Origin of the sequence: Mycolicibacter senuensis, from assembly GCF_003284925.1 — a bacterium.
Classification (GTDB): domain Bacteria; phylum Actinomycetota; class Actinomycetes; order Mycobacteriales; family Mycobacteriaceae; genus Mycobacterium; species Mycobacterium algericum_A.
Genome location: NZ_QMEX01000065.1, coordinates 1 through 21,157, shown reverse-complemented (window position 1 = coordinate 21,157; position 21,157 = coordinate 1). Strand labels below are relative to the sequence as shown.

At 69.9% G+C, this 21,157-nt stretch carries 23 protein-coding genes and 1 pseudogene; 4 read left to right on the top strand and 20 right to left on the bottom strand.

Features of this window, described 5'->3' with window-relative positions; all coding sequences use genetic code 11:
• The 11 genes from DQP56_RS15010 to rplS form a co-directional block, all read right to left on the bottom strand.
• Positions 1-593, bottom strand: a 593-nt coding sequence (locus tag DQP56_RS15010; protein ID WP_112686694.1) for a site-specific integrase, incomplete at its 3' end; no start/stop codon positions are given.
• A 31-nt stretch (positions 594-624) separates the two neighbouring features.
• Positions 625-1,785: an alpha-hydroxy-acid oxidizing protein gene (locus DQP56_RS15005; protein ID WP_112686690.1), complete on the bottom strand. Its 1,161-nt coding sequence runs from the start codon at positions 1,783-1,785 to the stop codon at positions 625-627.
• Positions 1,786-1,789: 4 nt separating this feature from the next.
• Positions 1,790-2,647, bottom strand: a complete 858-nt coding sequence (locus DQP56_RS15000; protein ID WP_112686688.1) for a siderophore-interacting protein — start codon at positions 2,645-2,647, stop codon at positions 1,790-1,792.
• 40 nt (positions 2,648-2,687) lie between these two features.
• On the bottom strand, positions 2,688-3,821 hold the full coding sequence (dprA, locus tag DQP56_RS14995; protein ID WP_112686686.1) for a DNA-processing protein DprA: 1,134 nt from the start codon (positions 3,819-3,821) through the stop codon (positions 2,688-2,690).
• Positions 3,818-5,329, bottom strand: coding sequence for a YifB family Mg chelatase-like AAA ATPase (locus DQP56_RS14990; RefSeq protein WP_112686692.1), 1,512 nt, complete (start codon positions 5,327-5,329; stop codon positions 3,818-3,820). Before DQP56_RS14990 ends, dprA begins: the two co-directional genes overlap by 4 nt.
• Positions 5,329-5,697 carry a YraN family protein gene (locus DQP56_RS14985; RefSeq protein WP_112686684.1) on the bottom strand — a complete coding sequence of 123 codons (369 nt, stop codon included), beginning with the start codon at positions 5,695-5,697 and terminating at the stop codon, positions 5,329-5,331. The genes DQP56_RS14990 and DQP56_RS14985 overlap by 1 nt, the downstream gene beginning before the upstream one ends.
• A gap of 555 nt (positions 5,698-6,252) precedes the next feature.
• Entirely contained in the window at positions 6,253-6,918 is a 666-nt protein-coding gene (locus DQP56_RS14980; protein WP_112686682.1) for a GNAT family N-acetyltransferase, read from the bottom strand.
• A gap of 40 nt (positions 6,919-6,958) precedes the next feature.
• Entirely contained in the window at positions 6,959-7,264 is a 306-nt protein-coding gene (locus DQP56_RS14975; protein WP_012393608.1) for a DUF2469 domain-containing protein, read from the bottom strand.
• Positions 7,261-7,980, bottom strand: a complete 720-nt coding sequence (locus tag DQP56_RS14970; protein ID WP_205868883.1) for a ribonuclease HII — start codon at positions 7,978-7,980, stop codon at positions 7,261-7,263. Before DQP56_RS14970 ends, DQP56_RS14975 begins: the two co-directional genes overlap by 4 nt.
• A gap of 2 nt (positions 7,981-7,982) precedes the next feature.
• A complete protein-coding gene (lepB, locus tag DQP56_RS14965; RefSeq protein ID WP_112686680.1) occupies positions 7,983-8,831 on the bottom strand; it encodes a signal peptidase I in 849 nt (282 codons plus the stop codon).
• 86 nt (positions 8,832-8,917) lie between these two features.
• Positions 8,918-9,259, bottom strand: coding sequence for a 50S ribosomal protein L19 (gene rplS / locus DQP56_RS14960; RefSeq protein ID WP_083040048.1), 342 nt, complete (start codon positions 9,257-9,259; stop codon positions 8,918-8,920).
• Between the two features lie 389 nt (positions 9,260-9,648).
• On the opposite strand from rplS, the gene DQP56_RS14955 reads away from it, so the two are divergent.
• The gene (locus DQP56_RS14955) at positions 9,649-10,542 is read left to right on the top strand and encodes a serine hydrolase (RefSeq protein ID WP_234825680.1); all 894 of its coding nucleotides are present in this window, start codon (positions 9,649-9,651) and stop codon (positions 10,540-10,542) included.
• Here DQP56_RS14955 and trmD read toward each other — a convergent pair.
• From trmD to DQP56_RS14930, 5 genes are all read right to left on the bottom strand, one after another.
• The gene (trmD, locus tag DQP56_RS14950) at positions 10,539-11,225 is read right to left on the bottom strand and encodes a tRNA (guanosine(37)-N1)-methyltransferase TrmD (protein WP_112686676.1); all 687 of its coding nucleotides are present in this window, start codon (positions 11,223-11,225) and stop codon (positions 10,539-10,541) included. The genes DQP56_RS14955 and trmD overlap by 4 nt on opposite strands.
• Positions 11,222-11,743, bottom strand: a complete 522-nt coding sequence (gene rimM, locus DQP56_RS14945; protein ID WP_112686674.1) for a ribosome maturation factor RimM — start codon at positions 11,741-11,743, stop codon at positions 11,222-11,224. The genes trmD and rimM overlap by 4 nt, the downstream gene beginning before the upstream one ends.
• 11 nt (positions 11,744-11,754) lie before the next feature.
• Positions 11,755-11,997 carry an RNA-binding protein gene (locus DQP56_RS14940; protein WP_019736217.1) on the bottom strand — a complete coding sequence of 81 codons (243 nt, stop codon included), beginning with the start codon at positions 11,995-11,997 and terminating at the stop codon, positions 11,755-11,757.
• An 8-nt stretch (positions 11,998-12,005) separates the two neighbouring features.
• The gene (rpsP, locus tag DQP56_RS14935; RefSeq protein ID WP_112686672.1) at positions 12,006-12,530 is read right to left on the bottom strand and encodes a 30S ribosomal protein S16; all 525 of its coding nucleotides are present in this window, start codon (positions 12,528-12,530) and stop codon (positions 12,006-12,008) included.
• 168 nt (positions 12,531-12,698) lie between these two features.
• The gene (locus tag DQP56_RS14930) at positions 12,699-13,118 is read right to left on the bottom strand and encodes a nuclear transport factor 2 family protein (RefSeq protein ID WP_112686670.1); all 420 of its coding nucleotides are present in this window, start codon (positions 13,116-13,118) and stop codon (positions 12,699-12,701) included.
• A gap of 47 nt (positions 13,119-13,165) precedes the next feature.
• On the opposite strand from DQP56_RS14930, the gene DQP56_RS14925 reads away from it, so the two are divergent.
• Positions 13,166-14,035, top strand: coding sequence for a D-alanyl-D-alanine carboxypeptidase family protein (locus tag DQP56_RS14925; protein WP_112686668.1), 870 nt, complete (start codon positions 13,166-13,168; stop codon positions 14,033-14,035).
• A gap of 101 nt (positions 14,036-14,136) precedes the next feature.
• Here the strand turns inward: DQP56_RS14925 and DQP56_RS14920 are convergent, their stop codons facing one another.
• The 3 genes from DQP56_RS14920 to DQP56_RS14910 are packed head-to-tail and all read right to left on the bottom strand — an operon-like array spanning position 14,137 to position 18,234.
• On the bottom strand, positions 14,137-15,216 hold the full coding sequence (locus tag DQP56_RS14920) for an amidohydrolase family protein (RefSeq protein WP_112686666.1): 1,080 nt from the start codon (positions 15,214-15,216) through the stop codon (positions 14,137-14,139).
• Positions 15,217-16,767: a signal recognition particle protein gene (gene ffh / locus DQP56_RS14915; RefSeq protein WP_112686664.1), complete on the bottom strand. Its 1,551-nt coding sequence runs from the start codon at positions 16,765-16,767 to the stop codon at positions 15,217-15,219.
• Positions 16,768-16,812: 45 nt separating this feature from the next.
• On the bottom strand, positions 16,813-18,234 hold the full coding sequence (locus tag DQP56_RS14910) for a phytoene desaturase family protein (RefSeq protein WP_112686662.1): 1,422 nt from the start codon (positions 18,232-18,234) through the stop codon (positions 16,813-16,815).
• 144 nt (positions 18,235-18,378) lie between these two features.
• On the opposite strand from DQP56_RS14910, the gene DQP56_RS14905 reads away from it, so the two are divergent.
• Entirely contained in the window at positions 18,379-18,966 is a 588-nt protein-coding gene (locus DQP56_RS14905) for a TetR/AcrR family transcriptional regulator (RefSeq protein WP_205868882.1), read from the top strand.
• Positions 18,963-19,826, top strand: a complete 864-nt coding sequence (locus DQP56_RS14900; RefSeq protein WP_112686658.1) for an enoyl-CoA hydratase/isomerase family protein — start codon at positions 18,963-18,965, stop codon at positions 19,824-19,826. The genes DQP56_RS14905 and DQP56_RS14900 overlap by 4 nt, the downstream gene beginning before the upstream one ends.
• Here the strand turns inward: DQP56_RS14900 and DQP56_RS25590 are convergent.
• Positions 19,823-21,157 (bottom strand): annotated as a pseudogene (locus DQP56_RS25590) (PE family protein); the annotation flags it as partial. The gene DQP56_RS14900 and the pseudogene DQP56_RS25590 sit on opposite strands and share 4 nt — an antisense overlap.

Genomic DNA, 21,157 nt, shown 5'->3' with positions numbered 1-21,157 from the left:
CCCTGGGTCAGCCAGGCCTGCAACGCCTCGGCGGCCGGGTCGCCGAACGGCACCGTCCGCTGCTTGTTGCCCTTGCCGAGCACCCGCAGCAGCCGGCGTGAGGCGTCCACGTCGTCGACGTCGAGCCCACACAGTTCGCTGACCCGCACCGCGGTGGCGTAGAGCATCTCGGCGATCAGCCGGTCGCGCAATGCAATCGGATCGTTCTGCTCTGCACCGGATTTCGCGGCGAGCATGACGTCGTGCGCCTGGTCTTCGCGCAGCACCGCGGGCAGGGCCCGGCGGGACTTGGGCAGGGCGAGACGCGCCCCGGGGTCCGATGCCAGCAGGCCACGGCGGGCCGCCCAGGCGGTGAAGGTCTTGACCGTCGAGGTCCGCCGTGCCAACGTGCTGCGGGCCGCGCCGGCGCCGGCCTGTTCGGCCAGCCAGCTGCGCAACAGCGGCAGGCTCAGGCCGTCGATACCGCTGTGCCCGCGCTCGGCCAGAAACGCGAACAGCGACCGCAGGTCGCCCAGATATGCCCGCCGGGTGTGTTCGGACCGCCCTCGTTCCAGCGCCAGATGCTCGTCGAACTCCTCGAGAATCGCGTCCACCGGCTTACGGTCGCAGAGGCCGGTCATCGGCTCAGGTGACGCGCCGCAGCGTATCCGGGGTGAGATCAAGCCGTGATGGATAACCGTCGACCGCCATGATCAGGTCGGCTTCGGCCAGCAGCGAACGCAGGACGTGCACGATCCCGTCGACACCGCCCAGCGCCAGCCCGTAGGCGTAGGGCCGGCCGATTCCCACCGCGGTCGCGCCCAACGCCAGGGCCTTGATGATGTCGGCGCCGGTACGGACGCCCGAGTCGAACAGCACCGGCAGCCCGTCGGCGGCCGCCACCACATCGGGCAGGCAGTCCAGCGCCGGCAGCCCGCCGTTCGCCTGGCGCCCGCCGTGGGTGGAGCAATAGATGCCGTCTACCCCGCCGTCTTTGGCGCGCCGGACGTCATCGGGATGACAGATCCCCTTGACGATCAGCGGCAGGTCGGTCAACGACCGCAGCCAGGGCAGGTCGTCCCAGGTCAGCGGATTACCGAAGGTTTGCACCCAGGACAGCACGGCGGCCTGCGGGTTCTCCTCGGGCGGCTGGGCCAGCCCGGCTCGGAACACCGGGTCGGAGAAGTAGTTGGACAGGCAGTGCCCGCGCAACTGGGGGAAGTTCGAGGTCGCCAGGTCCCGGGGCCGCCAGCCCGGAACCCAGGTGTCCAGCGTGACGACGATCGCCCGGTAGCCGGCCGCCTCGGCACGGCGCACCAAGCTGGCGGCCAGTTCCCGGTTCTTGGGCGTGTAGAGCTGGAAGAACCCCGGCGTGTCACCGAACTCGGCGGCGACGTCCTCCAGCGGGTCGGCGGTGAGGGTGGACACCATCAGCGGGACGCCGGTGGCCGCCGCGGCCCGGGCGCTCGCCAGGTCGCCGTGGCCGTCTTGGGCGCAGATCCCGATGACGCCGATCGGGGCCATGAAGACCGGTGAGGGCAGCCGCAACCCGAACAGCTCGATCGACAGGTCGCGGTCGGTGGCGCCGACGAACATCCGCGGGATGAGCCCCCAACCGTCGAAGGCCGTGACATTGGCCCGCTGGGTCCGTTCGTCGCCGGCACCGCCGGCCACATAGGACCACACCGACGGGGAAAGCGCGGCAGCGGCTTTGGCCTCCAACTCGCTGTAGGTCATCGGCAGCGCGGGCACCACCCCGGCCAGACCCTGCAGGTAGATCTCGAACTGGTAGTCGCCGAATGCCATGCCGCTAGTCTGCCGCAGTCTCGGCTGCCTCGTTACGGGCGAGCTCTTTCTTCCACTGCCGGAACGTCTCTTCGGTGCGGCCACGCCGCCAGTAGCCCGAGATCGACGCCCACTTGGCCGCCACCCCGCGCTCTCTTCTGATGTAGGGCCGCAGGTTGTGCATGACGGCCTGGGCCTCGCCGTGGATGAACACCTGAACCTGGCCCGGCAGCCATAGCGTGGTGGTGACAGCCTCGACCAGCGGGGCGTTGTCGCCGGCCCGGTCCTCTCCGACCAGATCGGCGCGGCCACCGCGGTACAGCCAGTTCAGTTGCACCCCTGACGGCGCGGCGAGTGCTATTTCGTCCTCCGGGTCGGCGACCTCGATGAAGGCCTTGCCGACCGCGTCGGCCGGCAGCGCCTCCAGGGCCGCCGCGATCGCCGGCAGCGCGCTCTCGTCACCGGCCAACAGATGCCAGTCGGCCGAAGGATCGGGCGCGTAGGCACCGTTGGGCCCCATCAAATAGACCGGCTGACCGGGCTGCGCGGCAGTGGCCCACGGCCCGACGACGCCGTGGTCGCCGTGCACCGAGACATCGATGGCGATCTCTCGGGCGACCGGATCGGCGCGGCGCACCGTCAGGGTGCGGATCACCGGGCGATCCTCGTCCGGCAGCGCGTCGAAGCTGTCCAGCGTCAACGGCTGTGGTAGTGCGGCGACGTCGAGGTCGTAGCGCACGAAGACGACTTTGACGTAGGAGTCGGTGAATTCGCTCGGGCGGAAGGTGTCGTATCCGGGACCACCCAAGACCACCCGCGTCATGTGCTGCGAGAGCTGCTCGGTGCGGACCACCGCGAAGGTGTGAACCGGTCGTCCTGCCACGTTGCCTCCCGTCTTGGCCTGTCTTCGCCGACTATACGAGCTACCGCTTCGGCCGGACGATCGCCCAGCTGCCGTCGCGCCGCTCCACCAGGCCCGCCACCTCCAACATCGCCAGCGGCCCGAACACCTGGGCCGGCGCCAGCCCGGAGGCGACCGCGACTTGATCGACGGTCACCACACCGCGGCCCGGTAAGGCTTCGTAGACCTGACGTTCGGCGACGCTGAGCCCGTCCAGCGGCGAGCCGGGCCGTGGCGGGTCGGCCGCCAGCTCACCGACCCGGCCGACCAGCTCGATCACCTCCTCGGCGCGGGTGACCACTTCGGCGCCACCGCGCAGTAACTGGTGACAGCCGGCCGAGGCCGCGCTGGTGACCGGCCCGGGAACCGCGGCCACCGGCCGACCCAGCAGCCGCGCCCACGCGGCGGTGTTCGCCGCGCCGCTGCGCAGTCCTGCCTCCACCACCACCGTCGCCCCGGCCAGCGCTGCCACCAGCCGGTTGCGGGTCAGAAACCGGTGGCGGGCCGGTCGAACACCCGGCGGGTATTCGGTGATCAGCAGCCCGTTCCCGCCGATGCGATGCAACAGCGCGGAATGCCCTGCCGGATAGCAGATGTCGATCCCACCGGCCAGCACCGCCACGGTGGTGCCTTCGGCGGCGAGAGTGGCGCGGTGGGCGGCGCCATCGATGCCGTAGGCGCCGCCGGACACCACGGCCACCTCGCGTTCGACCAGCCCCGCGGCCAGGTCCGCGGCCACCAACTCGCCATAGCCGGTCGCGGCCCGGGTCCCGACGATCGCGGTGGCGCGTTCGGCGGTCTCATCCAGACGTGCCGGGCCCACCGCCCACAACACCAGCGGTGCGCGGCAGTCCGGTTTCCTCGCGGCCTCGGCGCCGTCGAAGGCGGCGAACGCCAGCAGCGGCCATTCCTCGTCATCGGGGGTGACCAGCCGACCGCCGCGGCGGGCCAGCAACTCCAGATCCTCGGCGGCGGAGTCGATCTCGCGTCTGGCCTCGGTGCAGTCGGCCAGTTCCGGATCGACGGCGCCGCGCCGGATCCGCTCGGCCGCCTCCACCGGACCGACCCGCGCGACCAATGCGGCCAGCTCCGGGCGCGGCGGTTCGGCGACTCGGGACAGGTAGGCCCAGGCCCGCAGCTGCTCGTGGCGGCTCATCGGGCCGTTCCCGGCTGACGAAAACTCAGCGCAGCGGCGACCTCGTCCGGCCCGGGTGAGCACCGTCCCGCCAGGTCGCTCAACGTCCAGGCCACCCGCAGCGTGCGGTTGGCGCCGCGGATCGACAACAGGCCGCGGTCCAGTGCGGCTCGCAGCGGCGCCATCGCGGCAGTGCCGAGCCGGAACCTGCGGCGCAGCAATGCGCCGCTCACCTCGGCGTTGGTGTGGAAGCCATGTGGGCCCCAGCGCTGTGTCGCTGCGGCGCGGGCGTCGGCGACCCGGGCGCGCACCGCGGCCGTCGATTCGCCGTCGGCAGCGGAGAACGCGCCGGCCCGCACCGGATGCATCTGCACCCGCAGGTCCACCCGGTCCAGCAGCGGCCCGGACAACCGGCCGAGGTAACGGCGCTTGTCGATGGCCTTACAGGTGCAGTCGCGCGGGTCGGCCGGTGCGCACGGACAGGGGTTGGCCGCCATCACGAGTTGGAAGCGCGCCGGATAGCGGGCCACGCCGTCGCGTCGGGCCAACCGGATCTCACCGTCTTCCAACGGTGTTCGCAACGCTTCCAGGGCGCTGACCCGGATCTCGGCACACTCGTCGAGGAAGAGCACACCGCGGTGGGCCCGGCTCACCGCGCCGGGCCGGGCCATTCCGGAGCCGCCTCCGACCAGTGCCGCGACACTTGAGCTGTGGTGCGGTGCGATGAACGGCGGCCGGGTGATCAGCGGTGCGCTGCCCGACAACAGTCCGGCGACCGAATGGATCGCGGTGACCTCCAGCGACTCGCTTTCGGTCAGTGGCGGCAGCAGTCCCGGAAGCCGTTGGGCCAGCATGGTTTTGCCGATTCCTGGCGGCCCGGTGAGCAGCAGGTGGTGCGAGCCGGCGGCAGCCACCTCCACGGCGAATCGGGCTTGGGCCTGACCCACCACCTCGGCGAGGTCGGCAGCCGGGAGCAACTCCGGCTCGGCCGCAGCGATCCGCTCCCGCAGCCGTGCCGAACCGTCCAGCCAGTCGTGCAGCTGCCGCAGGGTTGCCACACCGTAGACGTCGATGCCCTCCACCAGGCTGGCTTCGGCGAGATTGTCCACCGGGACCACCGCGCGCGCCCAGCCCTCGTTCCTGGCGGCCAGCACCGCCGGCAACACCCCGTGCACCGGCCGGACCCGGCCATCCAACGCAAGCTCCCCGAGCAGCACCGTCTTCTCCAGCCGCGGCCAGGGCGTGCCACGATCCGCTGAGAGCACCGCGGCGGCCAGTGCGATGTCGTACACCGACCCCATCTTGGGCAGCGTCGCCGGCGAAAGAGCCAGCGTCAGACGGGATTGCGGCCAATTCTGTTCGCTGTTGGTGATCGCCGCCCGCACCCGGTCCCGCGACTCCTGCAAGGCGGCATCGGGAAGGCCAACCAGATGCACCCCGGGCAGCCCGGAACTGATGTCGGCCTCGATCTCCACGATCAGGCCGTCCAGGCCGCGCACTGCGACCGAGAACGCCCGCCCGAGCGCCATCAGCACGCCCCCTTCAGGTGGGTGATCTCCGGGGTGCGGCACCGCCCGATCCGCACCCCGATCACGTCCAGGCGGACGTCGTCCCAGTGGGATTGCTGGCCGGCCAGCCACACTCCGGCCAGCCTGCGCAATCTGCGCATCTTCTGAGGCGGGACCGCGTAGGCCAGCCCGCCGAAACCGTCACCGGTGCGGGTTTTCACCTCGACGAACACCACGCAGCGTCCGGCCGGGTCCGCAGCGATCACGTCCAGTTCGCCGTAGCGACAGCGCCAGTTGCGTGCCAGGATCGACCACCCCTGCCCAACCAGGTGGTCGACGGCCAGCTGTTCCCCGAGCGCCCCCAACTCGGCGCGCGTCATGGATGTCATGCCGATCAGGCTCGGTTATTGCGCCGACAGCGTCGAGCCGCGCCGCAGCGAAACCGGCTGCATCACGGTCGGTTATGCACAGTCGCGGCTGCATCCACAGCGCGAGCCGGGCCCAAGACGTACCGGCCCCGTCGGAGCTCACGCGGCGCGGAAGGCGCTGCAGATGATTCGTCCGTAGAACTCGCGAGGTCATCAGCGGTCCAGTCGTTCTCCGGGTCAAGCAGTGACCGCGATGCGGCTTCGCTGGACGACATCAACAACTCGATGAGGGCCGGAGGTTTGCGGCCCAATTTCGCTGTGCCCCACCAATTGTCCAGGGCGGGGTCGATCCAGCGCGTCGCACTGGCAGCCATTTCCTGACGCGCGGTGGCGATCACGCCGGCCACCGACGGATCGGGGTAACTCGGAAACGCATTCTCCGCGCTGGTCGGACTTGCAGCGATCAACGCGCTCAACTTTGTGGAGTTGTTCGACCCGAACGCACCGCAAGATCTGGCAGCCCTACTGGTCGACGTCCCCTGACGGCCCGGGCCGGCGCCGTACTGAACCGGTTAGCTAGCCGGAGTGTGCGCCGGGCGCCCGCACCACCAGCGGTACCCCGGGGAAGTAGGCCGCCATCTCGGTACGCGCACGGCGCAGCGCGGCGGTGCCGTAGCCCTTCTTGCGGTGTTCGGGTTGGATCCAGATCCGCACGTTCACCTCGCCGCGGTTGAGGTCGCCGAAGACCATGCCGACCTTCTGGGCACCGTCGATGGCGATGAACAACGCGGCATCCTCGTCGTCCACCCGGGACAGCGCAGAGCGGATCTCATCGTCGAGACCGCCGGCCGGAGCGCCGGATCCGTCACCGCTGGCGCCGACGTCGGCGGTACGCAGCTCGAAGATGTCACGATCCGGTTCGCCGGCGAACGGCCGGAGCAGCAGCGTCTCCCCGGAGCTGGCCGGCCGGTCACCGAGGGTGAAGGTCAGCTCGTTGTTGAGGTCGTCGAGTTCGGCGGCGATCCGGCTCCGGGACTCCTTGGTCAGCTGATCCAACGACATCCCGATCACCGCTTCGCAGCCTGCCGGTGAGGTGCCGAGCAGGTTCGCGATCGCCTGCACCGCGGCCGCACGGTCATCCGAGTCGACGATCACGTCGAGCACCTCGTGGCGCCGTTCCATGGCTTTGAGCAGGGCATCGGTGATCTCCCGGCGGGAGACGGCACGATCGACAGCGGTCATGACGTCAGCCTAGACCCAACACATCGGTGACGCTGCGATGTTATTCGGGCAGCCGCAGCTCGGGTTTCTCAACCTCTTCGATGTTGACGTCTTTGAAGGTGACCACGCGTACCTGCTTGACGAACCGCGCCGGCCGGTACATGTCCCACACCCAGGCGTCGGCCAGCCGCAGCTCGAAATACACCTCGCCGTCGGCGTTGCGCGGCACCATCTCGACGCTGTTGGCCAGGTAGAACCGCCGCTCGGTCTCCACGACGTAACTGAACTGGCCCACGATGTCCTTGTATTCGCGGTACAGCGAGAGTTCCATCTCGGTTTCGTACTTCTCGAGATCTTCCGCACTCATCGGGCACTCATCTGCTCAGTCGTCCTTCTGCTCGGTTCGTCCCCCATTGTCCCTGTCGCGGCGGCGGCCGGCGCCGCCACGTTGCGCACGTTGATGAACGAGTAACGGTGGTGGCCGCAGGGCCCCAGGGCCGCCAGTGCCGCAGTGTGCGCAGCGGTGGAGTACCCCTTGTGGTCGGCGAAGCCGTAGCCGGGATCGTCCAGTGTCGCCATGTACCGGTCTCGGCTGACCTTTGCCAGCACGCTCGCCGCGGCGATGCAGGCGGCCGCGCCGTCACCGCCGATCACCGGCAGCGACGGCATCGGCAGCCCCGGCACCCGGAACCCGTCGCAGAGCACGTAACCGGGCCGCAGGGCCAGGCCGGCCACCGCGCGCCGCATGCCCTCGATATTGGCCACGTGCACGCCGCGCGCGTCCACGTCGGCCGGCGGGATGAACACCACGTGGTAGGCCAGTGCATGCCGGCGGATCAGCGGGAACAACTGCTCGCGGGCGTTGGCGGTGAGCCTCTTGGAATCGTCGAGCGCCGCCAGCGCGGCGGGCCGGCCCGGCCCGAGCACACAGGCGGCCACCACCAGTGGTCCGGCGCAGGCACCGCGGCCCACTTCGTCGACGCCGGCCACCGGCCCCAGGCCACTGCGGTACAGCGCCGACTCCAGGGTGCGCAATCCCGGTGAGCGGCGGATCACTGTGCGTGGCGGCCAGGCCGGGGCCATCGCTACGGGCCCTGCTGCGGGTTGATCGCTTTCACCGGCCCCCACCGCGACGGCGGCCAGGCGATGAACCGGGTCTTGCCGATCACGTTGCTCACCGGCACGGTGCCCGCGTCGAGGTCCTCGCCGGTGCACAGCACCCGGCGCCGCAGATCGGGCTGGACCGCCACGGTGTCGCAGTGCGACCGCGAGTCCGACGAGTGGGTGCGGTTGTCGCCCATCACCCACAGTCGGCCGTCCGGCACGGTCACCGGACCGAACTCATTGCCGAGGCAGGGGTAGACCATCGGGTCGACCATGAGGGTGGCCGGATTCAGGTAGGGCTCGTCGAGCGCTTTGCCGTCGACGGTCAGGCCGGTGTCGTTGCGGCACTGCACCGTCTGACCACCCACCGCGATGACCCGCTTGACCAGATCGTTCTCGTCCGGCGGGACGAATCCGATGAAGGACAGCGCGTTCTGCACCCAGCGGATCGCGGTGTTGTCCGATCGGATCGACTTGTATCCCACATTCCACGACGGCGGGCCCTTGAAGACGACGACGTCGCCCGGGCGCGGCGCGCTGAACCGGTAGGTGACCTTGTCGACCATGATCCGATCGCCGACGCAGCCGTGGCAGCCGTGCAGCGTCGGCTCCATCGACTCCGACGGGATGAGGTAGGGACGCGCCACGAACGTCAGCACGAGGTAGTACAACACCAGCGCGGTCCCCACCAGGAGGGCCGATTCGCGCAGCGTGGTGCGCTTGCGATCGTCGGGTGCCGCTGCCGCTGCCGCGTCGGCCTCGACGTGGTCGGCCTCGGGCTGGTCGGCCTCGGGAGTGTTCTCGGGTGACGAGCCCGCGGTTTCGGTCACGAGATCAGGGTAGTGACCGCGTCAGCGGTGCCGGAGACCGACCGCGGGCGGTAGCCCGACCGGAGGCACCGGCACGCACCCGCGGGTCAGCGCTTCTCCTTGATCTTGGCCTTCTTGCCGCGCAGTTCACGCAGGTAGTACAGCTTGGCCCGCCGGACGTCGCCGCGGACCACGACGTCAATGTGGTCGACGTTGGGCGAGTGCACCGGGAAGGTGCGCTCGACGCCGACGCCGTAGCTCTCCTTGCGGACGGTGAACGTCTCGCGGACGCCGCCGCCCTGCCGCCGCAGCACCACGCCCTTGAACACCTGGATGCGCTCCTTGGTGCCCTCGATCACCTTCACGTGCACGTTGACCGTGTCGCCGGGGCCGAAGGCCGGGATGTCGTCGCGCAGCGACGCCTTGTCGACGATGTCCAGCGTGTTCATTGCGGAAACACTTCCTCGCGGGTCGCGGCTGCCGACCGGTCTGCGCGCACGGTGCGCGTGCAGACGGTAGCCGAGCCGATGGGTTCGGGCCTGTTGTCGCATCGTGCGGTGACCGGGACGCCGGGCCCCACTGCAGAATCAACTGCCGGGCGACAACTGCTCAATTGTGCCAGACGCGGCGCAACCAGCGAAATCGCGCAAATCGCCGCTGGTAGTTACCGCGCGGGCCATCGGAGGCGTGATAAGTCTGGTGAGAGGCGGACTGCACGATCCCGTTGCGCACGCGGTAATCTATCCGGCGGGCCGATGGCTGCAGTGTGGCGAGCCCCGTAGATGTCGATTACCCGACTGATGCCTGTTGAGGAGGCCTACCAGCCGTGCGGCCATCGATGCTTCTGCTGACTGTCGTCATGGTGATCTCAACGGTGGTATTCGGCTGCGACGAGAAGGTCTACGGCGCCGCCGCGACACGTCCCCCGCAATACCGGGCGCCTGAGGTGGCGCCGGTGGCCACCGCGATCGAAGCACCCCGCGCGCCCGCGATCCCGCCGGTCGCCGTGGTCGACGGCCTGGCGGCCCGCATGCAGGATGCGACGGAGGAAGCGGCCAAGGCCGGTGCCAACATCTCGGTGGCCGTGCTGGACCGGATCTCACATCAATTGGTCACCAACGGCAACACCCACTCCATCGCCACCGCGTCGGTGGCCAAGCTGTTCATCGCCGACGATCTGCTCCACGACGCCGACGGCGCATTGTCGGCGGACGACCAGGCGGCCCTGGACATCATGCTGCGGTCATCCGACGACGGCGCCGCCGAGACGTTCTGGAACGGGCGCGGCGGCAACGCGATCATCACCCGGGTGGCCGGCCGCTATGGCCTGGCCGGAACCGGACCGCCGTCCAACGGCGCCTGGTGGAACACCATCAGCACCGCACCGGACCTGGCCCGCTACTACGACATGCTGCTCAACGGCTCTGGCGGCCTGCCCGCCGACCGGGCCAACATGATCATCAGTGAGCTGGCACAGTCCACCCCGACCGGCATCGACGGCTATCCGCAGCGGTTCGGGATCCCCGAGGGCCTGTACAACGAACCGGTGGCGGTCAAACAGGGCTGGATGTGCTGCATCGGCAATAACTGGATGCACCTGTCAACCGGCGTGGTCGGTGCGGACCGGCGCTACGTGGTGGTGATCGAGTCGCTGCAGCCCAGCGACGATGCCACGGCGCGGGACACCATCACTCAGGCCATCAAAACCATCTTCCCCGGCGGCCGGATCTAGTCGAGCAGGTCGGGCCGGCGTTCCCTGGTGCGCTGTAGCGCGGCCTCACGGCGCCAGGCCTCGATCCGCGCGTGATCGCCCGAGAGCAGCACCTCGGGCACCTGCAGGCCACGCCATTCCGGCGGCCGGGTGTAGCTGGGCCCCTCCAGGAGTCCATCGCGATCCGGCGAATGCGAATCATCGTGCTGCGAAGCAGGATTCCCCAATACGCCAGGCATCAGCCGAAGCACCGCCTCGAGCATCACCAGCACCGCCGACTCGCCGCCGGCCAGCACGTAGTCGCCGATCGAGACCTCTTCGACCCGCATCCGACGAGCGGCGTCGTCGACGACCCGCTGGTCGATGCCCTCGTAGCGCCCGCAGGCGAACACCAGATGCTGTTCCCGGCTCCACCGCTGCGCGGTGGCCTGGTCGAACAGTGTCCCGGCCGGCGTCGGTATTACGAGAACCGTTTGCTCCGAACAGATCTCGTCGAGCGCATCTCCCCAGACCGGGGCCTTCATCACCATCCCCGGCCCGCCGCCATACGGGGTGTCGTCGACCGAGCGGTGCACATCGTGGGTCCAGCGCCGCAGATCGTGAACGGCCAACTCGACCATTCCGGACTCGATCGCCTTGCCCGGCAACGATTGCCGGATCGGGTCCAGATAAGCCGGGAAGATCGTGACGACGTCGACCCTCACGACGACAGCTCCAACAGCCCGTCGGGCGGATCGATGTACACCAGCTGCTCGGTCAGCGACACCGAGGTGACGATCGCCGAGACGAACGGCACCAACAGCTCTGCGCCATCGGGGCGGCGGACCGCCAGCAGCTCGCCGGCCCCGGTGTGCAGCACCTCGCTCACCGTGCCGATCTCCTCCCCCGCCTCGGTACGTACCCGCAGACCCTCGAGCTGGTGGTCGTAATAGGTGTCGTCCTCATCGATCGGCGGCAGATCCGCCGAGTCGATCACCAGCAGGCTGCCCCGCAGCGCGTCGGCCGCATCGCGGTCCGACACCCCGGCCAGCCGCACCAGCAGCCGCGAGCCGTGCGGGCGCACCGCGTCGATCACCACATCGCGCGGCTGCTCACCACGCTTCTTGGCGCACAGCACAGCGCCGGGAGTGAATCGCTCGTCCGGGTCGTCGGTACGGACATCGACCACGACCTCGCCGGTGATGCCGTGGGCCTTGACGACGCGGCCGACCGTCAGCTCCATGAGCCGGTCGGCTATCGGTCGGTGTCGACCACGTCCACGCGGATGCCGCGTCCACCGATACCGGCGACGAGGGTGCGCAACGCAGTGGCGGTGCGACCGCCGCGACCGATCACCTTGCCCAGGTCGTCGGGGTGAACGTGAACCTCGACGGTTCGGCCGCGCCGGTTGGTCACCATGTCCACCCGGACGTCGTCGGGGTTGTCGACGATGCCGCGCACCAAGTGCTCGACGGCATCAGCCACCACTGCACTCATCGTCGCGCTCAGCTCTCGGTGGCCGGCTCGGCGGCCTCGGCAGCGGCGGCCTCAGCAGTGGTGTCCTCCGCTGGGGTCTCGGCCTTGGCGTCGTCCTTGGTCTCGCCGGCGTCATCCTTGGCCTTCTTGCCCTCTGCCGCCTTGGGAGCCTTCTTCTTCTTGGCGGTCGTCGCCTCGGTGGTCGGGCCGCCCTCGGCCTCGGCCAGCGCGGCGTTGAACAGCTCCAGCTTGGACGGCTTGGCCGGCTTGACCTTCAGCTTGCCCTCGGCGCCGGGCAGCCCCTTGAACTTCTGCCAGTCACCCGTGATCTTCAGCAGCTTGAGCACCGGCTCGGTGGGCTGAGCGCCGACCGACAGCCAGTACTGGGCACGCTCCGAGTCGATCTCAATCAGGCTCGGCTCTTCCTTGGGGTGGTAACGGCCGATGACCTCGATGGAACGGCCGTCCCGGCGGGTGCGCGCGTCGGCGACCGAGATGCGGTACTGCGGATTGCGGATCTTGCCGAGCCGGGTGAGCTTGATCTTGACAGCCATGAGTTAACTCCTTGGTAGCACGCTGCAATTCAGCGACGGGGGCGGACTTGCCCTCATCCGGTTTTGCCTCGCGTGTGCGCCGCGTGACCGCACGCCCCTCTCGGGGCACAGCCGCGCGGCGGACAGCCGCCCATTGTGCCAGAACGGGCCCGGTCAGCAGAAATCGGCTCAGGGCAGCTTCTCGAAGCACTTGGTCTCGACCCGGCGGGTCATCCGCCAACCCTCCGGGCTGCGGACGAACTCGTCGTCGTACCACAGCCCCAGCAGCATGGTGGCCGGTGTTTCGCCGCCGAAGACCATCGGGTTGAAGCAGAAGGTGCGCGCGGTGGCCGTGTCGCCGTCGACCCGGATCGACGGCAGCCCCAACATGTGGGCGTAACCGGCGAAATTCGGCAACACCTCCGCCAGCCACGCCTTGACCTGCGGGTAGTTCCCGTCGATCCCGCCCATCGCGCGGTAGTCGATGTAGGCGTCGGCGGTGAACACCGCGTCGAGGTCATCGAAGCTGCGGGTGTCGATGGCGGTGGAGTAGTCGACCAGCAGCTGCTGGATCTGCCACCGGTCCGACATTTCGGCCTGGCTAAGCATTCCTCGATTCAACACTGCTGCGATGGCGGGCGGTAAGGTAACCGGCCATGCGGAAAATACTGGCCGCAATCGCGGCTGTGCTGGCCGTACTCGCCACCACCGCGGCGCCCGCCTCCGCCGATATCGCCCAGCCGCTGGGTTCCGCACCGATTCCGGTCGGGCCGGCGCCGAACTGGCTGATCGCCGACCTGGATTCCGGTCAGGTGCTCGCCGAGCAGAACGGCTACGCCGTCACCCCGCCGGCCAGCACGATCAAGGTGCTGCTCGCGCTGGTGTCCCTCGACGAGCTGAACCTCGACGACACCGTGATGGCCAGCCCGGCCGACACCGCGGTGGAGTGCAACTGCGCCGGGATCAAACCCGGCCGCAGCTACACCACACGCCAGTTGCTCGACGGCCTGCTGCTGGTATCGGGCAATGACGCCGCCAATGCACTGGCGGACATGCTCGGCGGGCCGGAAGCGGCGGTGGCGAAAATGAACGCCAAGGCCGCCGCGGTCGGAGCCACCGCCACCCACGCCAGCACGCCGTCCGGGCTGGACGGCCCCGGCGGTTCCGGCGCGAGCACGCCGCACGACCTGGCGGCCATCTTCCGGGCGGCGATCGCCAACCCGGTGTTCGCCGAGATCACCGCGCAGCACGCGGCGATGTTCCCCACCGAGTCCGGCGAGCGCCCGATCGTCAACATGAACGAGTTGCTGACCCGCTATCCCGGGGCATTCGGCGGCAAGACCGGATTCACCGACGCGGCCCGCAAGACCTACGTCGGCGCGGCCGCCCGCGACGGCCGACGGCTGGTGGTGGCGATGATGTACGGGCTGATCCGCGAGGGCGGCCCGACCTACTGGGATCAGGCCGCCGCGCTGCTGGATTGGGGCTTCGCGCAGGGCCCGATGTCGGGCGTCGGGAGCCTGTAGCTCTCGTTCACCCCGCCGCCGCGGTCGAACGTGTAATCAGTGCGAAAAATCTCGACGGAATTCGCAGCCAGTGCACGTTCGGCGCAGGTATCCCGGCGCGGTCAGTACACCCGGCCGCGCAGCATCACCAGATCGGGCTGTCCCAGCACCTCCGGACCGGTGCGCGGGTCGGCGGCGAAGCACAGCAGGTCGGCCGGGGCGCCATGCTCCAGCAGCGGCGCACCCAGCCAGCGCCGGGCGTCCCAGCAGGCCGACCCCAGCGCCTCGGTGGGGCTCAACCCGATCCCGGTCAGGGCGTTCACCTCGTCGCTGATGCGGCCGTGGGCGACCATGCCGCCGGCATCGCTGCCGGCGTAGATCGGGATTCCCGCTTCCCGGGCGGCACCGAGCCGCTCGCGGGAGGAGGCATGCAGCGCGCGCATGTGCGCCGCATATTTCGGGTACTTGGCCGCCGAATCGGCGATGCCGGGGAAATTGTCGACGTTGATCAGCGTCGGCACCAAGGCGGTGCCGTGGGCCAGCATCAACGTGATGATGTCGGCGGTGATGCCGGTGCCGTGCTCGATGCAGTCGATGCCGGCGTTGATGAGACCGGGCAGGGCGTCCTCACCGAACACGTGGGCAGTGACCCGGGCGCCGTTGGCGTGCGCAGCCGCGATCGCCTCGACGAGCACATCGTCGGACCACAGCGGCGCCAGATCCCCCACCGACCGGTCGATCCAGTCCCCGACCAGTTTCACCCAGCCATCGCCGGCGCGGGCCTGCTCGGCCACCGCCTCGGGCAGCCCGGCCTCGTCGTCCACATCGATTGCCAGGCCGGGGATGTAGCGCTTGGATTTCGCCAGGTGCCGGCCGGCACGGATGATGCGCGGCAGGTCGTCGCGGTCGTCGAGGCTACGGGTGTCGATCGGAACCCCGGGATCACGCAGCAGCAGCACTCCGGCGCGGCGTTCGGTCTCGGCGTAGCCGACCGCCTCGTCGATTCCGACCGGCCCGCTCGTGCCGATGCCCAGGTGGCAGTGCGCGTCGACCAGGCCGGGGATGATCCAGCCCTGGAAACCGGCCGAGCCGAAGACGGTTTCGGCGCCGTCGACCGGCTCGACGCTGAGGCGGCCATCGACGATCCAGTACTCGACCGGTTGTTCATCGGGCAGCCCGCGGCCGCGAACGTGGAGGACCAATTACTTCTGCCCCGGGAAGTTCAGCTTGGACAGGTCGAAATCGGCCAGCCCCGGCGGTAACTCGTTGAGCCCCTCGGGCATTTGCGACAGGTCTGGGAACCCGGCCGGCATACCCGGCCCGAACGGCCCGCGCACCTTCGGCGGCGTCGGACCCCGCTTCTTGCCCTTCTTGCCTTTGCCCTTCGCTTTACGGGTGGCGCTCTTGCGGCCCATCCCGGGCAGGCCCATGCCGCCCATCATCGACGACATCATCTTGCGGGCCTCGAAGAACCGGTCAACGAGCTGGTTGACCTCCGAGACGCTCACACCGGAGCCGTTGGCGATGCGCAGCCGCCGCGAGGCGTTGATGATCTTGGGGTCGGCGCGCTCGGCCGGGGTCATGCCGCGGATGATGGCCTGCAGCCGGTCCAGCTGGCTGTCGTCGACGGCGGCCAGCGCGTCCTTCATCTGGCCGGCGCCAGGCAGCATGCCCAGCAGGTTGCCGATCGGGCCCATCTTGCGGATGGCCAGCATCTGCTCGAGGAAGTCCTCCAGGGTGAGCTCACCGCTGCCGATCTTGGCGGCGGCCTCCTCCGCCTTCTGCGCGTCGAAGACCTGCTCGGCCTGCTCGATCAGGCTCAGCACGTCGCCCATGCCCAGGATGCGGCTGGCCATCCGGTCCGGGTGGAAGACGTCGAAGTCCTCCAGCTTCTCGCCGGTGGAGGCGAACAGGATCGGGACACCGGTGACTTCCCGCACCGACAGCGCCGCACCGCCGCGCGCGTCGCCGTCGAGCTTGGTCAGCACGACACCGGTGAAACCCACCCCTTCACGGAAGGCGTCCGCGGTGGTCACCGCGTCCTGGCCGATCATCGCGTCCAGCACGAAGAGCACTTCGTCGGGCTGCACGGCGGCACGGATGGCAGCGGCCTGGGCCATCATCTCCTCGTCGATGCCCAGCCGGCCGGCGGTGTCGACGACGACGACGTCGAAGTGCTTGGCCTTGGCTTCGGCCAGACCGGCGGCGGCGACGGCGACCGGGTCCCCCGGTCCGGCGCCCGCGTCACCGGCGGCCGAGGTCCCCGGATGGGGCGCGAACACCGCGACACCGGCCCGTTCGCCGACGACCTGCAACTGGCTGACCGCCCCGGGACGTTGCAGGTCGCAGGCCACCAGCAACGGCGTGTGGCCTTGAGCCCGCAGCCAGCTGGCCAGCTTGCCGGCCAGCGTGGTCTTGCCGGCGCCCTGCAGGCCGGCCAGCATGATGACCGTCGGCGGGGTCTTGGCGAACGTGAGCGTGCGGGTCTGCCCGCCGAGGATGCCGATGAGCTCCTCGTTGACGATCTTGACGACCTGCTGGGCGGGGTTGAGCGCACCGGAGACCTCGGCGCCCTTGGCGCGGTCCTTGATCCGGCCGATGAACTCCCGCACCACCGGCAGCGATACGTCGGCCTCCAGCAGCGCCAGCCGGATCTCACGCGCGGTGGCGTCGATGTCGGCGTCGGTGAGACGGCCCTTGCTGCGCAGCCCTTGCAGCGCCCCGGTCAACCGGTCGGAGAGCGATTCGAACACGTCGCCAGCCTAGCCGCGGCTCGGTGTCAATACCGGCGAGGGCTGCTACGGCGCCAACTCCAGGTGACGCAGCGCCAGGCGCGCGGCATTGGCTCCGCACATGCCGTGCGCCCCCGGCCCCGGCGGGGTGGCCGCCGAGCAGATGTAGGTCCCGCGGATTCCGGTGTGGTAGGGCGAGAGCGTGACGCGCGGACCGAACGTCAACTGGCGGAGGTCTTTTGCGCCGGTCATGATGTCGCCGCCGACGAAGTTGGCGTTGTGCAGCGCAAGGTCGGTGGTGCTGCGCACGGTATGGCCGACGACACGATCGCGAAACCCCGGTGCGAACCGCTCGATCTGGGCGATGATCGCGGCGGTGGCGTCGCCGGTGTAGCCGTTGGGCACATGGGCATAGCTCCACACCGGGTGCACGTTGCCGACGGACCGTTGCGGGTCGGCCAGATACTGCTGACCCACCAGGACGAACGGCCGCTCGGGCATCCGCCCGGCGTGGACGTCGCGTTCGGTGGCGGCCAGCTCGCGGTGCGTGCCGGCCAAGTGCACGGTGCCGGCCAGCCGGGCATCGGCGTTGGTCCACGGCACCCCGCCCTCGACGGCGAAATCGACCTTGAAGGCACCGGGACCCCGCCGGAACCGCCGGTAGGCCCGCGCCACCCGGCGGGGCAACCGGTCGCCGAGGATGCGTGCCACCGCCTCGGGGGCCAGATCGAACAGCGTCACATCAGCGGGCGGCAGTTGCGATGCCGACTCGACCGCAACCCCGGTCTCGACGGTGCCGCCCAGATCGGTCAGGGCCGCCACCATGGCGTCGGCGATGGCCTGGGATCCACCGGCGGCAATCGCCCAACCATGCCGGTGTCCGGCGGTGAGAATCCCTAGTCCGATGGCCGAGGTCATCGGGTAGTGCAGCGGCCGGAAGGCATGGGCGGCAACGCCGATGAACAACGCCCGCGCCTGCGGTGTGCGAAACCAGTGCGCCAATGCCGAGGCGGGCAGCACGGTGGGTGCGCCGAACCGGGCCAGCGTCAGGGGATGGTGCGGCAGCCGTAACAGCGGCCCCATGATGTCGTCGTTGAGCGCATCGAACCGGGCTACCGGTCGGGCGAACAGCGTTCGCCAGCGGCCGCCGTCGCTGCCCAGGCCGGCTGCGGTCTGCTCGACCGAGCGGTACAGCACTCCGGCGCTGCCGTCGTCGAGCGGGTGCGCGCAATCGATCTGCGGCCAGCGCCACTCCAAGCCGTATCGGGCCGCGTCCAGGCCGGTCAGAAACGGCGATCCGACCGCCATCGGGTGGATCGCCGAACAATGGTCGTGCAGCAGGCCCGGCAGGATCGCGTCGCCGCTGCGGGTACCGCCGCCGATCTCATCGGCGGCTTCGAGGACGGTGACCGCTACGCCGTGCTGCGCCAGGGTGACGGCGGCGGCCAGTCCGTTGGGCCCGCCGCCCACCACGACTGCCGTGCTCACGCCGAGGCCGCCGACTTCATCACGGTGGCCAACCAGGGTGCGGACATGGTTCTCGGAGCCTACCCAGCGGCGTGCGCCGGAGACCAGAAACGACGGACCGCCCAGAGCTAGCGAGTATTCCTCGGTTTGACTAGAGTGTTTCTCGTGACGGCGTCGGATGCGCGGGGCAAGCTGCTGGCGGCGGCGCGGCGGCGGTTCGCCGCAACCGGGACCCTGGCCGCCACGCTGGAGGAAATCCGGCGGGAGGCCGGCGTCAGCGTCGGCGCGCTGTATCACCACTTCGCCGATAAGCCCGCGCTGGCGGCTGCGGTGTACGCCCAGGTGATGGCCGAGTACCAGGACGGTTTCGTCACCATGCTGCGCGGGCACGCGACCGCCGAGGGCGGCATTCGCGGGGGCGTCGACCACCACCTGCGATGGGTGGCGGCGCATCGCGGCGAAGCCGCGCTGTTGTTGGGCGATCGACTCGACAGTCCGTCGCTGCGGCAGTCCAATGCGCTGTTCTTCACCGCTGTTCACGATTGGTGGCGCCCACATCAGGGCTACGGCGCACTACGGCCCATCCAGACACCGATCACGGCCGCATTGTGGTTCGGGCCCGCGCAGGAGTTCAGCCGGTACTGGCTCGCCGGCGGAGCCGCGAAGCTGCCGCGGGGTGCCATCAAGACCTTCGCCGATGCGGCGTGGGCAGCGTTGCGCGCCAGCGGCACTGAGCATGAGGAGGAGGGATGACCGAATCGCTGTACCAACGCTTGGTTGCTGAAGGAGATGATCCGGACGCACCCGAACGGGTCCGCGTCGAACACCGCGGCGACCGGGCGGTGGTCACGCTGCACGAGCCCGACCGGCTCAACGTGCTGTCCGCGCCGCTGGTGCGACAGTTGCGGCGCGCACTGACCACACTCGACGACGACTCACAGGTACGCGCTGTGGTGGTGACAGGAGCGGATCCCGGCTTCAGCGCCGGCGGCGACCTGAAGATGATGTCCGCCATCACCGAACGGCGAGCTGATCCGGCCCCGGAGGGAGTCGCCGACGTATGGCGCTGGATTCGCCGCGAATTCGGTGGTGTCGCCCGGCTCATCGCCACCTCGGACACGATCTTCATCGCCGCGCTCAACGGCGCCGCCGCAGGTGTCGGCCTGGCGTGGGCGCTGACCTGCGATCTGGTCATCGCCGGCGACCGAGCGGTGATCGTGCCCGCGTTCGGTCGACTTGGGTTGCTGCCGGAGGTGGGGACCAGTTGGGCGCTGACGCGCCGGCTCGGCTACCAGGGCGCGTTGGCCTATTACCTGCGGGGCGAGCCCATTGACGCGCACACCGCGCAACGGTTGGGTTTGGTGCACGAGGTCGTCGCTCACGATCAGCTGCTGACCGCGGCCGACGACTGGTGCTCACGGGTGGCGGCGATGCCAGCACACGCCACAGCGATGGCCAAGCCGCTGCTGCGCGCGGCGGCCGATGCCAGCTGGCACGAGGCGATAGCGCTCGAGGAGTTCGCCGAACCGGTCTGTTTCAGCACCGCCGCGTTCGCCGACAACGTGCACACCATGTTGGCCGGCCACCGAGACCAGCCGCGTCGACCCGACTAGTTCAGCGTGCCGGGCGCCCCGCCGGCACCGCCGGCGCCGCCGGTCCCGCCGTCGTTGCGCTCACCGGGGAGGCCCGGGGCGCCGGGCGCGCCGCCGGTGGAGCCGCCGTTGCCGCCGTGGCCGCCGTGGCCGTTGTTGTAACCGACCTGGCCGTTGGCGCCAGCACCGCCATCCCCGCCGGTCCCCCCGTTGCCCGCCTGGCCGGTGACGTCACCGGCGTCACCACCGATACCGCCGCGACCGCCCTGACCGCCATAACCATTGTTGGACGTGATCTCACCCGCCGCACCGGCACCACCGGTGCCACCGGTACCGCCGTCACCCGCCTGCCCGGCGATACCCACCGACCCGGCCAACCCGCCGGTACCACCGGTACCCCCGGTGCCGCCATAACCGTTGTTGAACCCGACCTGACCGGTCGCGCCAGCACCGCCATCCCCGCCGGTCCCGCCATTACCCGCCCGGCCGGTGACGTCACCGGCGTCACCACCGATACCGCCGCGACCGCCCTGACCGCCATAACCATTGTTGGACGTGATCTCACCAACTGCACCGGCACCACCGGTGCCACCGGTACCGCCGTCACCCGCCTGCCCGGCGATACCCACCGACCCGGCCAACCCGCCGATACCACCGGTACCCCCGGTGCCGCCATAACCGTTGTTGAACCCGACCTGACCGGTCGCGCCAGCACCGCCATCCCCGCCGGTCCCGCCGTCACCCGCCCGGCCGGTGACGTCACCGGCGTCACCACCGATACCGCCGCGACCGCCCTGACCGCCGTTGCCGTTGTTGAACCCGACCTGGCCATCAGCTCCGGCGCCGCCGTTACCGCCGTTGCCGCCGTTGCCGCTGGCACCATCGTCGCCGATGATCGAGCCGCCCAGGCCGCCCTTGCCGCCGTTACCGCCGTTGCCGCCCGTTCCGCCTTGGCCACCGGTGAGGAAGTCGGTGGCATCAGCGCCGTCCGCGCCGTTGCCGCCGTTGCCGCCGGCGCCTCCATTGCCGTGATCGCCGCCGTTACCACCGTTGCCTCCGGCGCCGCCGTTCGCACCGGCCTGACCGCTAGCGGTAGCCGGGACGGGCGGGCTGTACCCCGCACCGCCGTTGCCGCCGTTGCCAACGACTCCGGTCACACCGTTGCCGGCAGTGCCGTCGTGGCCGGAGCCACCGGTACCGGCCGCGCCGCCGGTGCCGGCCTGGCCGCCGCTGCCAGCGGATCCGGCAACACCGACGTTGCCGCCGTTACCTCCGTTACCGCCGGCGATCTGGGTGGCGTCGCCGTTCTTGCCGTCGCCACCATTCCCGGGGGTTCCGGCGTCACCGCCGTT